Genomic DNA, 19200 nt, shown 5'->3' on the forward strand with positions numbered 1-19200 from the left:
CTCACCCCCGGCGGGCGCGGGTCAGCTGGCCGACATCGCGCACCGCCCCGCGGGACGCGGAGGTGGTCAGGGCGGCATAGGCCTGCAGCGCCGCCGACACGTGCCGGTCGCGGCTGGCCGGCCGCCACGCGGCCTCGCCCCTGGCCTCCATGGCGGCGCGGCGCCTGGCCAGTTCCCCGTCATCGACGGCCAGCCGGATGCTGCGGGCGGGAATGTCGATCTCGATGCGGTCGCCCTCCTCCACCAGACCGATGGCGCCCCCCTCCGCCGCTTCGGGCGAGGCATGGCCGATGGACAGGCCGGAGGTGCCGCCGGAAAAGCGCCCGTCGGTGACCAGGGCGCAGGCCTTGCCCAGCCCCTTCGACTTCAGATAGCTGGTGGGATACAGCATCTCCTGCATGCCGGGGCCGCCCCTGGGGCCTTCATAGCGGATCACCACCACGTCGCCGGCCTCGACGCGGTTGCCCAGGATGGCGGAGACGGCATCCTCCTGGCTTTCGAACACGCGGGCGCGGCCGGTGAAGCGCAGGATGGACTGGTCCACCCCGGCCGTCTTCACGATGCAGCCCTCCTCGGCGATGTTGCCGAACAGCACAGCCAGACCGCCATCCTGGCTGAAGGCATGGGCCTTGTCGCGGATGACGCCGCCCGTGCGGTCCAGGTCCAGCTCCGCCCAGCGCGCCGACTGGCTGAACGCCTCCTGCGACGGCACGCCGCCGGGGCCGGCGCGGAAGAACCGGTGCACGTCGGGATCGCGGGTGCGGGCCACGTCCCAGCGGTCCAGCGCCGCGCCCAGGGTGGGGCTGTGGACCGTGCCGACATCGGTGTGCAGCAGCCCGGCCCGGTCCAGCTCGCCCAGGATCGACATGATGCCGCCGGCCCGGTGCACATCCTCGATATGCACATGGGAGACGGCGGGCGCCACCTTGCACAGGTTGGGCACGCGGCGGGACAGCCGGTCGATGTCGGCCATGGTGAAGGGTACGCCCCCCTCCTGCGCCGCGGCCAGCAGATGCAGCACCGTGTTGGTGGAGCCGCCCATGGCGATGTCCAGCGACATGGCGTTCTCGAACGCCTTGAAGCCGGCGATGGAGCGGGGCAGCACGCTTTCGTCGTCCTGCTCGTAATAGCGCCGGGCGATGCGCACGGCGGTGCGCGCCGCCTCCAGGAACAGCTCCCGGCGGTCGGCATGGGTGGCCACCACCGTGCCGTTGCCGGGTAGGGACAGGCCCAGCGCCTCGGTCAGGCAGTTCATGGAATTGGCGGTGAACATGCCGGAGCAGGAGCCGCAGGTGGGGCAGGCCGAGCGTTCGGTCCGCGCCACATCCTCGTCCGACACGCGGTCGTCGGCGGCCATGACCATGGCGTCGATCAGGTCCAGCGCCTTGGTCTGGCCGTCGCCCAGCACCACCTTGCCCGCCTCCATCGGCCCGCCGGAGACGAAGACCGCCGGGATGTTCAGCCGCATGGCCGCCATCAGCATGCCGGGCGTGATCTTGTCGCAATTGGAGATGCAGACCAGCGCATCGGCGCAGTGGGCATTGACCATGTACTCCACCGCATCGGCGATCAGCTCGCGCGAGGGCAGGCTGTACAGCATGCCGGCGTGGCCCATGGCGATGCCGTCATCCACGGCGATGGTGTTGAACTCCTTGGCCACGCCGCCGGCCGCCGCCACCTCCGCCGCCACCAGCTGACCCAGATCCTTCAGATGCACATGGCCGGGCACGAACTGGGTGAAGGAGTTGGCGATGGCGATGATGGGCTTGCCGAAATCGCCATCCTTCATCCCGGTGGCGCGCCAGAGGGCGCGGGCGCCGGCCATGTTGCGGCCATGGGTCGAGGTGCGGGAACGGAGCTGCGGCACGGTACGGGGCCTCGTGTAAGAAATGGCGGAAAAGAATGTGCAACTTGATAAGGATATTACATTTAGGCCGCTGCGGCGGGCATGACAATGCTGCAACGGCGTCCACCGTCCCGGTTCCGCCGCGGCAGACTGCCGCCGCCGGTCCGGGCAGCGTCCCCGCCCGCTGCCGGGCAGGGGTGACCCGCGGGTGTGCGCCCTTTCTCCCGGGCGGCATCCGCGCTACATCGGGGGAACCCGCCGCCCCTTTCCGCCCGACGACCGGAGTCCGCCATGACCGCCATCCCCCCCGCTTCCAGCCCCGCCAGCGCCGGGACCGGCCCGCTGACGCCGGGCGGCCGCGTCTTCGTCGCCCTGGACATGCCCGATGTGGAAGGGGCGCGGGCCATGGCGGCCAGGGTGGCCGGCCATGTCGGCGGGGTGAAGCTGGGGCTGGAGTTCTTCCTGGCCCAGGGGCCGGCCGGCATCCGCGCGGCCATGGCGGGCCTGGACCTGCCGCTGTTCCTGGACCTGAAGCTGCACGACATTCCCAATACCGTGGCCGGGGCCGTGCGTTCGGCCGCAGCGCTGGCCCCCCGCTTCCTGACCGTGCATGCCGCCGGCGGGCCGGCCATGCTGCGGGCGGCGGCCACGGCGGCGCGGGAGGAGGCGGCCCGTCTGGGCAAGCCGCGCATGCGCATCCTGGCCGTCACCGTGCTGACCAGCCTGGGGGACGAGGATCTGGCCGCCGTCGGTCAGGCCGCTCCCGCCGCGGCGCAGGTGCGCCGGCTGGCCCTGCTGGCCCGCGACAGCGGTGTGGACGGCATCGTCTGTTCCCCGGCGGAGGTGGCGGCGCTGCGGCCGGAGCTGGGACCCGACGTCGCCCTGATGGTGCCGGGCATCCGCCCGGCCTGGGCCGCGGCCAACGACCAGAAACGGGTGATGACGCCGCGCCAGGCGGTGGAGGCCGGGGCCGACCATCTGGTCATCGGCCGTCCCATCACCGGCGATGCCGATCCGGCCGCCGCCGCCGCCCGCATCGCCGCGGAGCTGGGGGCATGAGCGTCCAGGTCAAGATCTGCGGCATCACCGAACCGGTGGCCATGGCCGCCGCCGTCGAGGGCGGCGCCCGCTATGTCGGGCTGGTGTTCTATCCGCGCTCGCCCCGCTGCGTGACGGTGCCGACGGCGGCGGAGCTGGCGCGCATGGCCCCCACCGGCATGCGGCTGGTCGGCCTGTTCGTCGATCCCGACGACGCGCTGCTGCGGCAGGTGGTCGGCAGCGTGCCGCTGGACCTGATCCAGCTGCACGGGGAGGAGACGCCGGCGCGGGTCAAGGCCGTCCGCGACTCCTTCGCCATCGAGGTGATGAAGGCGGTCAAGGTGGCCGACGGCGCCGATCTGGACGCGGCCGCCGCCTATGAGGATGTGGCCGACCGGCTGCTGTTCGATGCCAAGCCGCCGAAGAACGTGGCCGCCCTGCCCGGCGGCAACGGCCTGTCCTTCGACTGGTCGCTGCTGGCCGGCCGTTCCTGGCGCCGGCCCTGGATGCTGTCGGGCGGGCTGACGCCGGAAACGGTGGCCGACGCCGTGCGGGCCACCGGCGCCCCGGCCGTGGATGTCTCCTCCGGTGTCGAGGACCGGCCCGGCCACAAGGACCCGGCGCGCATCCTGGCCTTCCTGCGGGCCGCCCGCGGAGCCACGCCCGGCTGAAGCCGCGATCGGCTGAGACCGCGATCGGCCCCCCCCCGGCGGGAACGTGCCCCCGGGCGGGAACGGGTCAGACCAGGATGTCCATGAACATGCCGCGGCGGTAGCGGGCCGGCAGGCGCAGGATGCCGTCCACCATCAGGGCCGCCAGTTCCAGCGGATTGGGCCAGCGGTTGCCGGCGCGGCCGGGGGCCGGCATGCGTCCCGCGGGCCGGGCCGGGGTGGTGCCGCGGCCTTCGCCGCTGCCGATGACGGGGCCGCCGCCGAAGGGGGCGCTGGGGCCGCCCGCCCCGGTCCGCCGTGTCTCAACCATGACCCCGCCTCATCTCTGCCGGTCCGCCGTCCTCTCCCCTTCTACAGCAGATGGCGGCGCGGCGCACGGGGCAAGGGTGGGGAGCGCCCCTGTCCATCCGGATGCAGGCCCAACCGCCGGGGCCGGCGGGGTGGTCCGCTTTTCCAGCGGCAGCGGCGCCGACAGTTCCACCGGGCGCCCGGGGGCGCTATACCGGGCGCCTGATCCCTTTCGCATCTGGTCCGGCCCCATGACCCCGCTCGATCTCGAATCCCGCCTGCTGCACCGTGACGGGCTGATGCTGATCCTGGACAAGCCGGCCGGTGTGGCCGTGCATGCCGGGCCGGGAGGCGGCGACAATCTGGAACGGCATTTCGAGGCGCTGCGCTTCGGCCTGCCACGGCCGCCGGCCCTGGCGCACCGGCTGGACCGCGACACCTCGGGCTGTCTGGTGCTGGGGCGGCATCCCAAGGCCCTGCGCAAGCTGGGCATCCTGTTCCAGGACGGGCGGGTGAAGAAGACCTACTGGGCCGCGGTGCTGGGCGGCCCCGCCGGCGATGGCGGCAGCGTCGATGCGGCCCTGGCCAAGCGCAGCGACGCCAGGCGCGGCTGGCGCATGATCGTGGCCGAGGACGGGCAGAAGGCGGTGACGGAGTGGCGGGTGCTGGGCCGCGCCAGCCTGCCGGGCATCGGTCCCATCGCCTTCCTGGAACTGAACCCGCTGACCGGGCGCACCCATCAGATCCGCGTCCACTGCCAACTGCTGGGCTGCCCGGTGCTGGGTGATCCCGTCTATGGCGGCAAGCCGCAGACGCCCGAAGGGCAGGCGCTGGCCCTGCACCTGCACAGCCGCAGCATCACCGTGCCGATCCAGGCCAGCAAGCCGCCGGTGACGGCGGTGGCCCCGGTGCCGCCGCACATGCGGGCGGCCCTGGCCGCCTGCGGCTGGGCGGGGGAAGCGGTGTCCACGGCCGATGCCCCGGCCGATGCCCCGGTCAGTCCTCCGGCCACGCCGGCCGCATCTCCAGCGCCCGGCGCGTGACGGTGCCGTCGGGCAGGCTGTCCAGCCAGTGTTTCCAGGCCTGGAAGTGCGGGCTGGCGAAATGGGCCTCCAGCGCCGCCGGGTCGCGGAACTCTTCCCACAGATAGAAGATGGCGGGACCGCCGGGCCGCTCCTCCTCGGGCGAGCGGCCGATACGGAACTGCACGCAGCCCGGCTCGGCGCGGCTGCCGGCCACATTGGTCCGTTGCCGGTCCAGGAAGCTCTCCAGAACCGGGGGCTGCACCTCCAGCCGGATCAGGCGGACGAGACGGGACATGGCACTCTCCTCGGGCAGGGGATCAGGGGGCGGCGATGGCCGGCGGGCCGAAATCCACGCGGCCGTCGCCATGGAAGAACACGCGCGTTGTGATCCGGGTCTCGCCCGCGCGCAGCAGCCGCTCGATCTCCGGCGCCTTGTCCTCCGGCAGGTACAGGCGGAAGGTCTGGCCGGGATCGCGCAGCGGATAGGGGCACCGGGCCAGGACCGCCGCGGCGCAGGACGGCAGCCGCCGCGGCAGGGGGCGCAGGGGATCGGCCCCGTCCGGGTCCAGGCAGACGCAGGCCGCGGCGCCGGCCGTGCCGCTGTCGGCCGCGCCACCGTCGCTCCCTTCGATCTCCGGCAGGTCCAGCCGGGCCGTCAGATAATGGCCGCGCAGCAGGTCGCGGGGATCGACGCCGCGCAGGGCGATGTCCAGGAACGGGCGGCTGTCCCGCGTCAGGGCCAGGGTCGCGGCCCAGCCGCCCAGGATCAGGGTCGGCAGCAGAAGCAGCAGGGCCGGCAGCGCGCGGCGCATTGTCTCAGCCCTCCCCGGTCCGGATGCGCTGGCGCCCCCAGGCCATGGCCCGGCGCGCCGCCGCCCCCAGCAGGATCAGCACGGCGCCCGCCAGGATCAGCCCCAGGCCCGTGGTCATCAGCCCCGCGGCGGCGTCCAGAAAGACGATGAAGACGCGCAGCGCCACCAGCGTCACCGCCAGCCGGTACAGGCCGGGCCGCTGTGCGTGCAGCGACAAAGCGGCCACGGTGATCCACAGCAGGCAGAACAGCATGGCCTGCGCCAGCCCGTGGCCCGGCAGCGCGATCAGCCCCGGCAGGGCGGCCAGGGCGGGGCACAGGCCCAGCAGCAGGGCCAGGGGCCAGCGCCGCCGCCGGTCCGCCGATCCCGTCGTCGGTCCCGCCGCCAGCTCCGCCGCCAGCAGCAGGATTCCGGCACCGGCCATGACCAGCAGCCCTTGGCCGGTGCCGTCCGGCAGGTCGTGGGGCGAGAAGCCGTCGGTCAGCAGCAGCAGGCTGGGCAGGGCCAGGGCGGACGCCCGGCCCAGGGCCGCGGCCTGGTCCGCCCAGCCGTGGTCCAGCCGGGCCAGGGGGATCCGGGCGGCCAGGACCACGGCCATGGGCAGCACCAGGGCAGCGCCGAACAGGTGGTGTGCCGCCAGTCGGTCGGCATGGTCCGACAGGGCGGACCCCAGGAACAGCAGCAGCCCCAGGGTCCACAGGCCCCGGTGCAGCCCATGCCGGGCCAGGGCCAGGGTGAAGGGGGTGACCAGCAGCAGCCAGCCGCCCAGAAGCCCGGTCGGGCCGCCCTGCAGATGGAAACTCTGGCCGATATGGCCGATCAGGGCCAGGGTGGAGGCGGACAGCAGCAGCAGCACGGCCTCCAGCCGCAGGCTGCCCTTCTGCTCGGCCCAGATCCAGGCGGCGGCGCCCAGTCCCAGATTGAGCAGCAGATGCGTGCCCAGCTTCAGCCAGACCGGGATGGCGTCCCAGTTCGCCGAAATGATGGCCACCAGCCCCAAGGCCATGGCGAAACTGCCCAGCACGGCCAGCCCGTGCGACAGGCCCGGCCGCGCCTGCCCGGCCTCGAAGGCGCGGATGCGCGCGGCCGTGGCGGCATCGATCAGCCCGGCCTCGGTCCAGGCCGTCAGGCGGCGATCCATTGTTCCGGCAACGTAAGGACGGTTGAGAAGAGCCATTCCCGGTCCTGGCACGCTTCGCGTTCGCGGCATCCTATCATGACGCGGACTATTGCGGAGGTGATGCGGGGCGTCAGGTTCCGCATTCCAGACGGAAGGCCTGGCGCAGATGCTGTTCCGCCTGCCCGGCGCCCAGATGGCCGATGCCGGCCAGCAACAGGCCAGCCAAGCCGTCATGCAGGGCGCCAAGGCGCTGGGCCGTCGCTTCCGCGTCGGGCAGCCGCCAATAACCAGATGTCATGCCCTGGCGCAACAGGGCGGTCAGGCCGGCGTCGAGGTCGGCCTGTGCCTGCGCCACCGCAGCCCGCATGGCGGGATCGCTGGTCGCCAGGTCCACCGCCTCGGTCCACAGCTTCCAATAGATGGCCGCGTCCGGGGCGAAGGCCTTGGCGAAGTACCGCTCCAGCGCGATGTCGGCCTCCGCGTCTGCTGGAAACTGCTCTGCCGTGACGGCGGCGAAGATCGCGGCCCAGGCGGCCGCCCGCAGATCCGGCCAGCGGTAATAATGGTTCAGCAGACCGGTGCCGACACCGGCCCGCTCGGTGACGGCACGGGTGGTCGTGGCCAGCCCCTGTTCCAGCATCAGGTCAATGGTGGCCGCCAGGATGCGGTCGCGCCGGCTGGTGGTTGTCATCTCCGCATCTCCCCGTTCCGGATCGCGCCCGCCCTGCCGCTATGCCGGGCAAGGGCGGCTTGACAATATTGAGCGTTTGCTCAAATGCTGTTTGAGCAAACGCTCAACACGAGTCATACCATGGCCGCCTCACATCGCAATGGCGCTGTTGATACCATCCGTACCCTGTCGCTGATCGGGATCTGTCTGGTGAACATGCCGTTCCTTGGCCTGTCGACGGAACAGGCGATGTCACCGCCACCGGCCCTGCTCGACCGCAGCGCCGCCTTCGCCGTCGAAGCCCTGTTCCAGATGAAGTTCTTCCTGCTGTTCTCCTTTCTGTTCGGCTGGGGCATGCATATCCAGGATCTTGCCGCGCAGAAAGCCGGGGTTGCCTTCGCCGGCCGCTATGGCCGCCGGTTGGCGGGGCTGGCCCTGCTGGGCATCCTGCACGGGGTGCTGGTGTTCACCGGCGACATCCTGCTGCTCTATGCCGTGGCCGGTCTGTTGATCTGGCCCGCACGCGGTCTTCCGCCACGGCGTCTGCTGCAGCTGGCGGCGGCGATGATTCCCCTGGCGGTGGTGCTGACCCTCGCCCTGCTGCTGATCCCGGCGGGGCCGGGCGGTGTGCCGCCGACGGCCGGGTTGGGGGACAGCTATTCCGCGGCCCTCGCCGTTCGCCTGCGGGATTGGCCGCCGACCGTGCTGATGCTGATGCTGCTCCAGGGGCCGCTCGTGTTGGCGGCATTCGCGGCCGGTCTGGCCGCGGCCCGGACGACGTTCCTGACCCCCGGCAGTGCCGGGCGCCAGCGGCTGGCGGCTGCCCAGCCCGTCCTGCTCGCCATCGGCGTACCGTTGAACCTGCTCTATGCCGCCACCACCAGCGGGATGGCGGCGGTGGCGGATGGCTGGCCGGCCCTGCTGGCCGTCACCTCCATCACGCTGGGGGCGCCAGCCCTGGCCGCCGTCTATCTGCACCTGATCCTGCGGCTGTCGGACCGGATGACGCTGCCGCCTCTCCTGGAGCGGGCCGGGCGCAATTCGCTTTCCGCCTATGTGCTTCAGGGCGTGCTGGCCGGCTTTGTCTTCGGGGGCTATGGGCTGGGCCTGTTCGGGCAGGTCGGACAGGCGGGGCTGGCCGTCATTGGCCTGCTGGTGGCGGTGGCCGCCATGCTGATCGTCGGCGTGCTGGCCGGCCGTCTTGGCCGGGGACCGCTGGAGATTCTCCTGCGCCGCATCACCTATGGTGCCGCCGGCTGACAGACATCACCGGCCGGGGGCCTTCTCCCGGGGAGGCCCGGAGCGCAAGGGGGGCCGTGGCCGCGACCGGGGGCAATCGGCACGGTTCCCGGTCCATCGCAACAATCGGGTCGTTCTGCCCGCGCCGATCCCGTATCTGCCCTTCCACCATCACGGAGGATTTTCGACCATGCAGATGACGGGCAAGACAATCATCGTGACCGGCGCCAGCAGCGGAATCGGCGAGGCCACCGCCAGGCTTCTGGCGCAGCAGGGGGCCAATGTGGTGCTGGGCGCGCGCCGCGCCGGGCTGCTCGACCAGCATGTGGCCCGCATCACGGCCGATGGCGGCACGGCTGTCGCCGTTGCCGGGGATGTCGAGCAGGAAGCCTATCACGCGACCCTGGTGCAACAGGCGCTCGACCGGTTCGGACGGCTTGATGGCGCCTTCAACAACGCCGGCATCACCGGGGACCTCGGCCCCATCCCCGAGATGGACAGCGCCACCTGGCACAAGGTGATCGGGGTCAACCTGACATCGGCCTTCTATGCGGCCAAGCATCAGATTCCGGCCATGCTCTCCGCGGGCGGCGGCTCGGTCGTGTTCACGTCCTCCTTCGTGGGCCATACGATCGGCCTGCCGGGCATGGGCGCCTATGCTGCGGCGAAGGCCGGACTCATCGGTCTTGTGCAGGTGCTGGCCGCCGAGCACGGGCCGGCGGGACTGCGCGCCAACGCCCTTCTGCCCGGCGGCACGCTGACGCCGATGGCCGGGGACGATCCCGGTTTCCACGCGGTCGTGCGGGCCATGCATGCCCTGAAGCGCATGGCCGCACCGGAAGAGATCGCCCGTGCCGCCCTGTTCCTGCTGTCCGACGCCGCCTCCTTCATCACGGGCACGGCGCTGCTGGCCGATGGCGGGAACTCGATCACCAAGCTCTAGCTGTGCCAATCAATGGGCCACTATCGGGCATTGCGCGCAGGGTCAGCGCAAGCTGCGGGGCGGAGCGCCGAACCAGCGCCGGACCGCCCGGCTCAGAATCGCCTGGTCGGCATAGCCGAGATGATAGGTGATGGCACCGAGGGACTGCCGTCCGTCCGCCAGAAGCGCCTTTGCCCGCTCCCGTCGCATATCGTCCAAAATCCGGGCGAAGCTCGTGCCTTCCGCAGTCAGCGCCCGCTGCAGGGAGCGTTGGGAAATCCCCAGATGCTTCGCGATCGTCGCCAGCGGCGGCGGTCCGCCCGCCAGATTGGCGTCCAGGACGGCGCGGACCCGGTCGCAGAGGCGGTCGCACGGCGGCAGGGCGGCGACATAGTGCGCGGCGGCACCTTCGAGATGCGAAAGCAGGCGTGTCTCCGGCGCCTTGTGCAGCCCTCGCAATGCCGCAATGGCGAAATGGAGTCCAGGCTGGGCCGCCTCGAAGTCGATCGAGGGGCCGAAGACCGGTTGCAGCATGGTCATGTCCGTGGGCGGACTGCCGGGCAGCGTGGCCCGCTCCGGGAGAACCCCGGTACCGAATAAGCGGCCGGGTAGAAGTGCGAGATGGGCGAGAGACCAGATGATGCCCGCCTCCAGCCCGGCCTGATCTGTGCCGGCCTGCAATCTGCCTTCGTAGGAAAGGCGCAAATGCCCGGCTGTGCGGGTCTGTCCGATGCGCGCACGCTGGTTCAGGAGCCGGCTGAACCGGGCCACCTGATCGAACGCCTCGGCCGGTGTTGCTGCATGGGAAATCACCTCGCCCAGCAGACCGAGTTTGTCGACGGGCACCTGCAGAGCCAGAATCGCCCCGATGTCACTGCCGCCATGACGCAGGGCAAGAAGCGACCAGAGGTGCAGCAGGACGCGCTCGTTGAGGCGGGCCGAAACGGGTTGATCGGCCAGCGCCCCGCTTATCGTCCGGACGTCGCTTCTGGAAACGAGGCCGGCCCGCAGCGCGGCTGCGGAAATGGTATCGAAAAGTTCGCGCGCGGCTGTCACGCCGGGACATAACGTCAGCATGGCGTCGAAAATCAAATGTTTGGCGCGGAAAATCAAATCCTTTGCCAGAAGTGCGCTAGGCTTCTGTCTCCGCAACCCACATCGCAGGAGGCCCGACCATGACGGATCTCGCGACCCCCGCTGCCGTCACCGGCACCCGTCGCCTGTTTGGCGACCAGACCTTTCATTTCCAGGCCTTGCGTGTTCTCAACGATGTCGCGGCCGGCGGGGCGGACGTGAACGAGGTGCTTGAGACCATCGCCCATATTCCCGAAGGGGATGCCGGTGCCTGGTATGATGCGTTCTCCGCCACGGCGCGGCGCAACGAAGACCGCGTGCGTGACAATCGTGATCCGATCAGCAGAGGACTCGGGCTGCAGCGTGCCCATACCTATTGGCGGACGGCCGAATTCCTGCTCCCGCCCGCCGATCCGCGCCGCGAGATTGCCTGGTCCGCCCAGATTGCCACCTTCGATGCCGGACTACAGGCGCTCGGCGTTCCCTTCGAGCGGTTCGAGGTTCCTTATGAAAATGGCCGCCTGCGTGCGATTTTCTATCCGGCCCCGGGTGGCGACCAGCAGCCCCTCATCCTCTTTGTCGGCGGGTATGACAGCACACTGGAAGAACTCTATTTCATGCTGGCGAAGGACGCCAATGACAGGGGCTACAATGTCCTGACCTATGAAGGCCCCGGCCAGGGTGCTGCGCTGCGTCGTCATGGGCTGTCCTTTACCCACGCATGGGAAAAGCCGAACGGCGCCGTTCTCGACCATTTCCTGGCCCACTATGCCAAGCCGCCGGGGATCGTTCTGGTCGGCATGAGCATGGGGGGCTATCTCGCACCGCGCGCGGCGGCGTTCGACGCGCGGATCGACGGTCTGGTCGCCTTTGACGTGCTGTTCGATTTCGGTGCGCTGTGCCAGGCCTATGGCGCACTGGCTGCGGACCCGGTCAAAGGCCGGCTTCCGGGTGTGAAATGGGCCATGGAGAACGGCTGCTGGACCTTCGGGGTCGGCAGCGTTGCGGACTTGCTGGCGGCGAGTTCGGCTTACACGCTGGCGCCCGTTGCCCACAGGATCGGGGCAGATGTTCTGGTTCTGGCCGGCGCCTCGGATCACTTCGTTCCCCTGTCGCAGGTCGATGCCTTCACCTCCGCGCTGAAACAGGCCCGTTCGGTCGAAATACAGGTCTACGATCAAGCCTCCGGCGGAGCCGAGCATTGCCAACTCGGGGCAACGACGCTGTGGCACGCCACGTTCTTCGACTGGATGCGCCGCCGTTTCGGTTCCTAATTGGTGCACGACATATTATGTGCAACAGGACTGACGGTCGGATCCACCCCGGCCCATGTCACGGTGCCGGGGGAGCACAGGTGCTCGCCCTTATGGAGGAGCGTCGCCGCCGCTTCCGTTCACAGGGGGCCGCTGGTTGATGCATGCGGCAGGGTGACCCGGCCGTTCGGGCCGTTCGATTCCGATGGAGACGCCCCACAGCGTCATGACGCCGTCCGGATCAGGTGTCGTCAATCTCCCCGGTCCGGTGCGAAAGTGCGAATCGTCGGTCTGCAATCGCTCCGCGATCACGCCCGCCCCGGTGCGCCGCCTCGCCGGCGTGACGCACCGGGGCGCCACCTGTCGGGGGAGACGGATGCGTGCGCACCGGCATTCGCAGGGAGAGCGGTTCCGCAAGCTGTCCACCGTTTCCGGAGGGAAATCGGCATCACCGCGATGCCCAGCTTGGGATTGAAATGGCGGAGGGGATGAGATTCGAACTCACGATACGGTTTTGCCGTATACCCGCTTTCCAGGCGAGCGCCTTCAACCACTCGGCCACCCCTCCGCTGGAACGGAGGCGGACCCTAATCAAGCCGCTCCGTCCGGTCAAGCGCAGAATTTCCACCCCGTACCCTTTGTGGAACCAGCCCCGGGTCGGCCCGGGAGTCAGCCCTCCGCCGGCTGAGTCTGGCGGGCGCCGAAGATGCTGGTGCCCACGCGCACATGGCTGGCGCCCAGGCGCACCGCCACCTCGTAGTCGCCGCTCATGCCCATGGACAGGCCGGGCACGAAATGGCGCCTGGCCAGATCGGCCAGCAGGGCGAAGTGCAGGGCCGCTTCCTCCTCGGCGGGGGGAATGCACATCAGGCCGCTGACGGGAATGCCGTAGTCGGCCTTGCAGGCCGCCAGGAAGGCGCCGACCTCCGCCGGGGGGATGCCGGCCTTCTGCGGCTCCTCGCCGGTATTGACCTCGACGAAGAATTGCGGCCAGCGGTTCTGCTTGCGGCATTCGGCCGCCAGGGCCTGGGCCAGCTTGGGCCGGTCCACCGTCTGGATCACGTCGAACAGGGCCACCGCCTCCTTGACCTTGTTGGTCTGCAGCGGGCCGATCAGATGCAGCTCGACATCGGGATAGTCGGCCTTGAGATCGGTCCATTTGGCCTTGGCCTCCTGCACCCGGTTCTCCCCGAACACGCGCTGGCCGGCGACCAGGGCGGCCCGCAGCTTTTCCACCGGCTGCACCTTGCTGACGGCCACCAGGGTCACGCCCCGCGGGTCGCGCCCCACCTGCTCCGCCGCCGTGCCGATGCGGGCGCGGACCTCGGCCAGATTGGCGGCGACATCATCGGAGGGGGGAAGGGGGCTGTGCGACATGGCGGGGCTTCCGGATCGGCTGAGGGTGGACAAAGTCGGCCGGGACGGCGACCTTTGCCATGGCCGGCGGCATGGGGGCTTGCCACCACCCCGCCGCCTGTGCCACAGCGCCCACCTAGTCCGTTTTCGCGTTCTCTTCAACTGCCGCCCGCGAGAGCCCATGCGCCGTTCCCCGCTGCCGACGCTTTCCCTGCTGCCGGCCCCCCTGGTTCCGGTCCTGCTGCTGGCCGTCCCGATCCTGATGCCGCGGCCGGCGCTGGCCGCCGAGCAGGACTTCACCTGGCAGGCCGTGGGCCAGCTGGGCGGAGTCTACACCACGGACCCGGCGCGCGGCGGCGACCGCTGGAGCGGCTATGCCGGCTATGGCGTGACCGGCGACTGGTCCATCACCACCGACAGCGGGCTGGTCTACGGCCTGTCGGGCACGCTGGGGTCCGGCGACTATGAGAAGAGCCTGGACCGGCCCGGCACCAATTCGAAATTCACCCTGAGCGAGGGGTATGTCTATGTGACCTCGGCCTGGGGACGGCTGAAGCTGGGTGACGAGGACGGGGCGGCCAAGCGCGCCGTGGACCTGCTGCCGACCCTGGTCGGCGGGGAGATGGACGGGTTCTGGACCCGGATCGCCGGCGCCGCGCCCCCCACCGGCCCACTGGGCCGCGACAGCGACGACGCCACCAAGATCCTGTATGAGACGCCGCGCCTGATGGGCCTGCGCGCCGGATTGTCCTGGTCCGGCGAGCGCAAGAGCCTGGTCGAGGAGATCCGCAAGGCCTCGGACCTGCCGGCGGAGGAGAATCTGTGGGAATTCGGCCTGAACTACCGCGGCGATGTGCGCGCCTGGTCCTATGAGCTGGCCGCCGGCTATGTGCTGGGCGACAGCCAGACGCCGGGGATCGAGGACACGCGCAGCCTGAAGCTGGCCGGTCTCGTCTATTATGGCGGCTTCTCGCTCGGCGCCGTCTGGAGCGATGACGGCGACAGCGCCCGGCTGGACGGGCATGACACCGACGGGCTGACGGTCCAGGGCACCTACGAGAACGGTCCCTATGGCCTGACCCTGTTCTGGAACGACAGCCGGACCCGGCGCGAGCTGGATTACACCGCCTATGGGCTGGGTCTGTCCTGGCGCGTGCGCGAGCATCTGACCCTGGGGGTCGACGGGGTGCGCTACGATGCCGACCGCAAGGATGGCGGTGCCGACGGCAAAAGCTGGGTCGGCAGCCTGGTGGCGGAAGTCCGCTACTGATCCGGCTCCGATCGGGCGCAGCGGGCGGGGGGATGCGGTGGCGGCAGAGCCGTCCCCCGCCGGATACCCGTTGCAACCATGTAAAATTCGCCCATCTCCGGGCCTTGACAATGCGGGGCGGCGGTTCCCAAAGTCCGAACCCCTGTATTCTTCTGCCGTATCGCGAGGAAAACCATCATGTCTTCGGCCGACGTGCCCGTTCTTGACGCCCAGGTTGCCATTACGCTGCCCGACGGCAGTGTGCGCACCGTGGCGCGGGGCACTACCGCGGCCGAGATCGCGGCCTCCATCAGCAAGAGCCTGGCCAAGGCGGCCATCGCCGCCCGGATCGACGGCCAGCTCCGTGATCTGGCCCTGCCCATCGAGCAGGATGCCAGGCTGGAGATCGTCACCGACAAGAACGAGGCGGACGCCCTGGAGCTCATCCGCCACGACGCCGCCCATGTGATGGCCGAGGCGGTGCAGGAGCTGTATCCCGGCACCCAGGTGACCATCGGTCCCGCCATCGCCACCGGCTTCTACTACGACTTCGCGCGGGACACGCCGTTCACGCCCGAGGATCTGGTGAAGATCGAAGAGAAGATGCACGAGATCGTGAACCGTAACACGCCCTTCACCCGCGAGGTGTGGGCGCGCGATGCGGCCATCGATCACTTCAAGTCGATCGGCGAGAACTACAAGGCCGAGATCATCGAGGATCTGCCGGCCGATCAGACCATCACCATCTATCGCCAGGGCAAATGGTACGATCTGTGCCGCGGCCCGCACCTGCCCAGCACGGGCCGGGTCGGCCATGCCTTCAAGCTGATGAAGGTGGCGGGGGCCTATTGGCGCGGCGACAGCCGCAACGCCATGCTCCAGCGCATCTACGGCACCGCCTGGCGCACCGAGAAGGAACTGGCCGAGCATCTGCACCAGATCGAGGAGGCGGAGAAGCGGGACCACCGCAAGCTCGGCCGCGAGATGGGGCTGTTCCACCTGCAGGAGGAAGCGGCCGGCAGCGTGTTCTGGCACCCGAAGGGCTGGGCGCTGTACCGCGCCCTGGAACGCTATATGCGCGCCAAGCTGGACGCCGCCGGCTATGTGGAGGTGCGCACGCCGCAGCTCTACGACAGCAGCCTGTTCCGGGCCTCCGGTCACTGGGACATGTATGGCGACAACATGTTCAAGATCCGGGAGTCGGTGGCCGAGGACGGGACCGAGAAGTATCTGGGCGTGAAGCCCATGAACTGCCCGGCCCATGTGCAGATCTTCCGTCAGGGGCTGAAGAGCTACCGCGACCTGCCGCTGCGCATCGCCGAATTCGGCAATTGCCACCGCAACGAACCCTCGGGCGCGCTGCACGGCATCCTGCGCGTGCGCAACTTCACCCAGGACGACGCCCACATCTTCTGCACCGAGGATCAGATCCCGACGGAGGCGGCGGAGTATTTCAAGCTGCAGCTGGGCGTGTACAAGGATCTGGGCTTCGATAAGATCGACGTGAAGCTGGCCCTGCGGCCGGATGTGCGGGCCGGGGCCGACTCCGTCTGGGACAAGGCGGAGCAGGGGCTGCGTGACGCGCTGCGCGCCAACGGTCTGGCGTTCGAGGAGCTGCCGGGCGAGGGCGCCTTCTATGGCCCCAAGGTGGAATTCCACCTGACCGACGCCATCGGCCGGTCCTGGCAGTGCGGCACCCTGCAGCTGGATTTCGTGCTGCCGGAACGGCTGGACGCCAGCTATGTCGGCCAGGACGGAGCCAAGCACCGGCCGGTGATGCTGCACCGGGCCATCCTGGGCAGCTTCGAGCGCTTCATCGGCATGATGATCGAGCATTATGCCGGCAAGTTCCCGCTGTGGCTGGCCCCGGTGCAGGTCGTGGTGGCCACCATCGTCTCCGACGCCGACGCCTATGCCGAGACGGTGGCGGCGGCTTGCCGCAAGGCAGGCCTGCGCGTCGAGGCCGATACCCGCAACGAGAAGATCAACCTCAAGGTCCGCGAACACAGCCTGTCCAAGGTGCCGGTCATGCTGGTGGTCGGGGCCCGCGAGGCCGAACAGGGCAGCGTGGCCATCCGCCGGCTGGGCTCGCAACAGCAGGAAGTGCTTGCCCTTGCCGACGCCATCGCTAAGTTGACGGCAGAGGCGCAGCCGCCGGCCGTGTCGCCGGTTGACGACTCGACCGATTCCGCGTTTTAGACTATATCAGACTGAGTGAAACTCTTTGCGTGAAACACTGGGCGCGCCGCCGCCCCGGCCAGGCCACGAGGCCCCCGGCGGCCGCCCCCATTCGAAGGAGAATGTTCCATAGCCAGGCCTACCCCTCAGGACCGCGAACCGCAACGCGACGGTCCCCGCATCAATCGTGAAATCAATGTCCGCGCCGTCCGTCTCGTCGATGCCAATGGCGAGATGGTGGGCGTCGTCAGTCTGCGCGATGCGCTCTACGCCGCCGAAGAGGCCGGCCTCGATCTGGTCGAGGTCAGCCCGAACGCGGACCCGCCTGTCTGCAAGATCCTCGACTATGGCAAGTACAAGTACGAGGCACAGAAAAAGGCCAACGAGGCCCGCAAGAAGCAGAAGGTCATCGAGGTCAAGGAAATCAAGCTCCGTCCCGGTATCGACGAGCATGACTACGAGATCAAGATGAAGGCCATGCGCCGCTTCCTGGAGGAGGGCGACAAGGTCAAGGTGACCATGCGCTTCCGCGGCCGCGAGATGGCGCACCAGGACATCGGCATGAATGTGCTGGTCAAGGTCCGCGATGCGCTGGAAGACCTGGGCAAGGTCGAACAGATGCCGCGCCTGGAAGGCAAGCAGATGATTATGGTGCTGGCGCCCCGCTGACGCGCCGCACCGGGCATCCGCACTGCCGCTGCCCTGCCGCCTGTGTTCATGGCGGCTGCAAAATCCCCGCCCGGGCGACCGCGGCGGGGATTTCGCGTTTCCGGCCCTTGCAGGCCGGGGGGACGGCGCCCACCTCAACGGGCCATGATCCGCCGCCGTCTGTTCCATCGCCTGTTCAGCCTGCTGACCGCCCTGGCCCTGCTGGCCGGAACGGCGGTGCCGGTGCTGGCGGCGGTGCATCCGGTCCGCCCGGCTGCCGCGGCGGCGGCCGCTCCGGCGGGTGTGTTCCCCGCCGGTCCCGACTGCCATGGCATGGCCGCTCCCGCGGCCGCATCCGCGGGACGGGATAAGGCCCGCCTGGTCGTCGAACCCGGCCACATGAATCCGGACCAGATGGATGTGGATTGCCTGCGCCTGTGTCTGGGGCAGGTGATCCCGCCTGTTCCAGCCCTGTCTGTGGCTGTGCCCGTTCCCGTCCGCCTGTCCTTCGCCCGTCCGGTCCAGGATCGTGCCGCCGGCCGTGCGCCGCAGCCGGCCCATCGCCCGCCCCGGTGCTCCCTTCGCCGCTGACCGCATCGCCGCCTGCCGTCTTCCTGTTCGCGAAGGTTAACCGGACCATGATGATCCGTTCCCCGATCCTGGCCGCGCCGCTGGCGCTCGTCCTCCTGTCGCTGCCCCTGGCAGCCGCCGCCCAGACCGCGGGCCATGGGCACCACCATCCCACCCCCGCCGCACCGGGCGGCACATCCGCTACCGCAACGGCACCCTATGCCGGCCAATGGGCCGAGGATATGGCCCGCATGCATGCCGACATGGACATCCGCCTGTCCGGACAGGCCGACCTGGATTTCCTGCTGGGCATGATCCCCCATCACCGCGGCGCCATCGCCATGGCGGAGCTGGCCCTGCGCCACGCCCGCGATCCCCAGGTCCGCGCCCTGGCCCAGAACATCCTCTGGGACCAGCAGCGGGAGATCCAGGATATGGAGGGGCTGGTGGTCTCACGCCATCTGGGGAACTGGCCCGGAGCCGCCCAGGCGGCGGCCAAGCCGGCCATGATGCTGCATGGGGGCGACCAGCATCATCACGCGGCCATGGATCACGTGGCCATGGATCATGCGTCGATGGATCATGGGGCCATGGATCAGGCATCCATGGGGCACGGCCCGGGGGTGCCCTATGCCGCGGCCTGGGCCACGGTCATGGCCGACATGCATGCGGGCATGGACGTGCCCCTGACCGGGAATGCGGATATCGACTTTCTGCGCGGCATGATCCCCCATCATGCCGGAGCCCTGGACATGGCCAGGCTGGACCTGGCCTACGGGCGGGATGTCTTCGTGCAGGATCTGGCGCGGGAGATCATCATCGCCCAGCAGGCGGAAATCGCGGCCATGCAGGCCATCCTGGCCCGTCTGGGCGGATGAGGGATCGCAGGCGTTTTACCGGCGGCTTTGACAATGGCTGCCGCCCGTGGCCCGGCGCCGATGACGTCCTGTGTCTCCTGCCCCCTCTCCGCTGCGGGAAAAGCGCGGTACGCGGACAGGATGGGAACCGCCCTATCGCGCGGCTGGGCGGTCGCGGACAAGCGCTTGTCCGCGACCTTTTGTGCCTTCGCCGGAGCGTGGCCGCTTGCCGCCGCCCCGGACCGGACCCGGCCCCGCCGGCGCCGTCATTGTCGGCGCCGGCAGCGGCGGTGCGGCCCCTCTCGTCCCGGACCGGACCGCGCGGCTGCCGGCCGGCCCCCCTCGTTCATCCCGCCTGGCAATCGCGCTTGGAAAGGGGAGGTC

Annotated in this window: 19 protein-coding genes and 1 tRNA gene; 11 read left to right on the forward strand and 9 right to left on the reverse strand. The window is 69.8% G+C overall.

Annotation, left to right across the window (positions count from 1 at the left end; translation table 11 throughout):
• Nucleotide 1 precedes the first annotated feature (1 nt).
• Nucleotides 2-1867, reverse strand: a complete 1866-nt coding sequence (ilvD, locus tag DK368_RS03140) for a dihydroxy-acid dehydratase (RefSeq protein WP_114392118.1) — start codon at nt 1865-1867, stop codon at nt 2-4.
• A 270-nt stretch (nt 1868-2137) separates the two neighbouring features.
• On the opposite strand from ilvD, the gene pyrF reads away from it, so the two are divergent.
• Nucleotides 2138-2905, forward strand: a complete 768-nt coding sequence (pyrF, locus tag DK368_RS03145) for an orotidine-5'-phosphate decarboxylase (RefSeq protein ID WP_114392119.1) — start codon at nt 2138-2140, stop codon at nt 2903-2905.
• Nucleotides 2902-3555 (forward strand): phosphoribosylanthranilate isomerase, encoded by a 654-nt coding sequence (locus DK368_RS03150; RefSeq protein WP_114392120.1) that lies wholly within the window; start codon nt 2902-2904, stop codon nt 3553-3555. The genes pyrF and DK368_RS03150 overlap by 4 nt, the downstream gene beginning before the upstream one ends.
• 67 nt (nt 3556-3622) lie before the next feature.
• Here DK368_RS03150 and DK368_RS03155 read toward each other — a convergent pair whose 3' ends face one another.
• Nucleotides 3623-3865, reverse strand: a complete 243-nt coding sequence (locus DK368_RS03155; RefSeq protein ID WP_114392121.1) for a hypothetical protein — start codon at nt 3863-3865, stop codon at nt 3623-3625.
• Nucleotides 3866-4094: 229 nt separating this feature from the next.
• Between DK368_RS03155 and DK368_RS03160 the strand changes: the two genes are divergently transcribed.
• A complete protein-coding gene (locus DK368_RS03160) occupies nt 4095-4886 on the forward strand; it encodes an RluA family pseudouridine synthase (RefSeq protein WP_114392122.1) in 792 nt (263 codons plus the stop codon).
• Here DK368_RS03160 and DK368_RS03165 read toward each other — a convergent pair.
• The 4 genes from DK368_RS03165 to DK368_RS03180 form a co-directional block, all read right to left on the reverse strand.
• The gene (locus tag DK368_RS03165) at nt 4840-5163 is read right to left on the reverse strand and encodes a putative quinol monooxygenase (protein WP_162305839.1); all 324 of its coding nucleotides are present in this window, start codon (nt 5161-5163) and stop codon (nt 4840-4842) included. The two genes, DK368_RS03160 and DK368_RS03165, sit on opposite strands and share 47 nt — an antisense overlap.
• A 22-nt stretch (nt 5164-5185) precedes the next feature.
• Nucleotides 5186-5680 (reverse strand): GDYXXLXY domain-containing protein, encoded by a 495-nt coding sequence (locus DK368_RS03170; RefSeq protein WP_114392124.1) that lies wholly within the window; start codon nt 5678-5680, stop codon nt 5186-5188.
• 4 nt (nt 5681-5684) lie between these two features.
• The gene (locus DK368_RS03175) at nt 5685-6821 is read right to left on the reverse strand and encodes a DUF2157 domain-containing protein (protein WP_162305840.1); all 1137 of its coding nucleotides are present in this window, start codon (nt 6819-6821) and stop codon (nt 5685-5687) included.
• 109 nt (nt 6822-6930) lie between these two features.
• Nucleotides 6931-7491, reverse strand: a complete 561-nt coding sequence (locus tag DK368_RS03180) for a TetR family transcriptional regulator C-terminal domain-containing protein (protein WP_114392126.1) — start codon at nt 7489-7491, stop codon at nt 6931-6933.
• A 120-nt stretch (nt 7492-7611) separates the two neighbouring features.
• Here DK368_RS03180 and DK368_RS03185 point away from each other — a divergent pair, with 120 nt between their 5' ends.
• Together DK368_RS03185 and DK368_RS03190 are read left to right on the forward strand one after the other, a co-directional pair.
• Nucleotides 7612-8730, forward strand: coding sequence for a DUF418 domain-containing protein (locus DK368_RS03185; protein ID WP_155524456.1), 1119 nt, complete (start codon nt 7612-7614; stop codon nt 8728-8730).
• A 169-nt stretch (nt 8731-8899) separates the two neighbouring features.
• Entirely contained in the window at nt 8900-9652 is a 753-nt protein-coding gene (locus DK368_RS03190; RefSeq protein WP_114392128.1) for an SDR family oxidoreductase, read from the forward strand.
• Between the two features lie 42 nt (nt 9653-9694).
• On the opposite strand, the gene DK368_RS03195 is transcribed toward DK368_RS03190, so the two are convergent.
• Nucleotides 9695-10744 (reverse strand): helix-turn-helix transcriptional regulator, encoded by a 1050-nt coding sequence (locus DK368_RS03195; RefSeq protein WP_114392129.1) that lies wholly within the window; start codon nt 10742-10744, stop codon nt 9695-9697.
• A 62-nt stretch (nt 10745-10806) separates the two neighbouring features.
• Between DK368_RS03195 and DK368_RS03200 the strand changes: the two genes are divergently transcribed.
• On the forward strand, nt 10807-11979 hold the full coding sequence (locus tag DK368_RS03200) for an alpha/beta hydrolase family protein (RefSeq protein ID WP_114392130.1): 1173 nt from the start codon (nt 10807-10809) through the stop codon (nt 11977-11979).
• A gap of 456 nt (nt 11980-12435) precedes the next feature.
• On the opposite strand, the gene DK368_RS03205 is transcribed toward DK368_RS03200, so the two are convergent.
• Both DK368_RS03205 and DK368_RS03210 read right to left on the reverse strand, forming a co-directional pair.
• A tRNA-Ser gene (locus DK368_RS03205) sits at nt 12436-12526 on the reverse strand.
• A 101-nt stretch (nt 12527-12627) separates the two neighbouring features.
• A complete protein-coding gene (locus DK368_RS03210; RefSeq protein WP_114392131.1) occupies nt 12628-13335 on the reverse strand; it encodes a YggS family pyridoxal phosphate-dependent enzyme in 708 nt (235 codons plus the stop codon).
• Nucleotides 13336-13495: 160 nt separating this feature from the next.
• Between DK368_RS03210 and DK368_RS03215 the strand changes: the two genes are divergently transcribed.
• The 5 genes from DK368_RS03215 (at nt 13496) to DK368_RS03235 (ending at nt 18837) form a co-directional block, all read left to right on the forward strand.
• On the forward strand, nt 13496-14584 hold the full coding sequence (locus DK368_RS03215; protein ID WP_162305841.1) for a porin: 1089 nt from the start codon (nt 13496-13498) through the stop codon (nt 14582-14584).
• A gap of 177 nt (nt 14585-14761) precedes the next feature.
• Nucleotides 14762-16762 (forward strand): threonine--tRNA ligase, encoded by a 2001-nt coding sequence (thrS, locus tag DK368_RS03220; protein ID WP_114392133.1) that lies wholly within the window; start codon nt 14762-14764, stop codon nt 16760-16762.
• A 108-nt stretch (nt 16763-16870) separates the two neighbouring features.
• Nucleotides 16871-17410, forward strand: coding sequence for a translation initiation factor IF-3 (infC, locus tag DK368_RS03225; RefSeq protein ID WP_114392134.1), 540 nt, complete (start codon nt 16871-16873; stop codon nt 17408-17410).
• Nucleotides 17411-17554: 144 nt separating this feature from the next.
• Nucleotides 17555-17980 (forward strand): hypothetical protein, encoded by a 426-nt coding sequence (locus DK368_RS03230; RefSeq protein ID WP_114392135.1) that lies wholly within the window; start codon nt 17555-17557, stop codon nt 17978-17980.
• Between the two features lie 47 nt (nt 17981-18027).
• Entirely contained in the window at nt 18028-18837 is an 810-nt protein-coding gene (locus tag DK368_RS03235) for a DUF305 domain-containing protein (RefSeq protein WP_114392136.1), read from the forward strand.
• Nucleotides 18838-19200: the final 363 nt, after the last annotated feature.

The organism is Oleisolibacter albus (assembly GCF_003336875.1).
Classification (GTDB): Bacteria; Pseudomonadota; Alphaproteobacteria; order Azospirillales; family Azospirillaceae; genus Niveispirillum; species Niveispirillum album.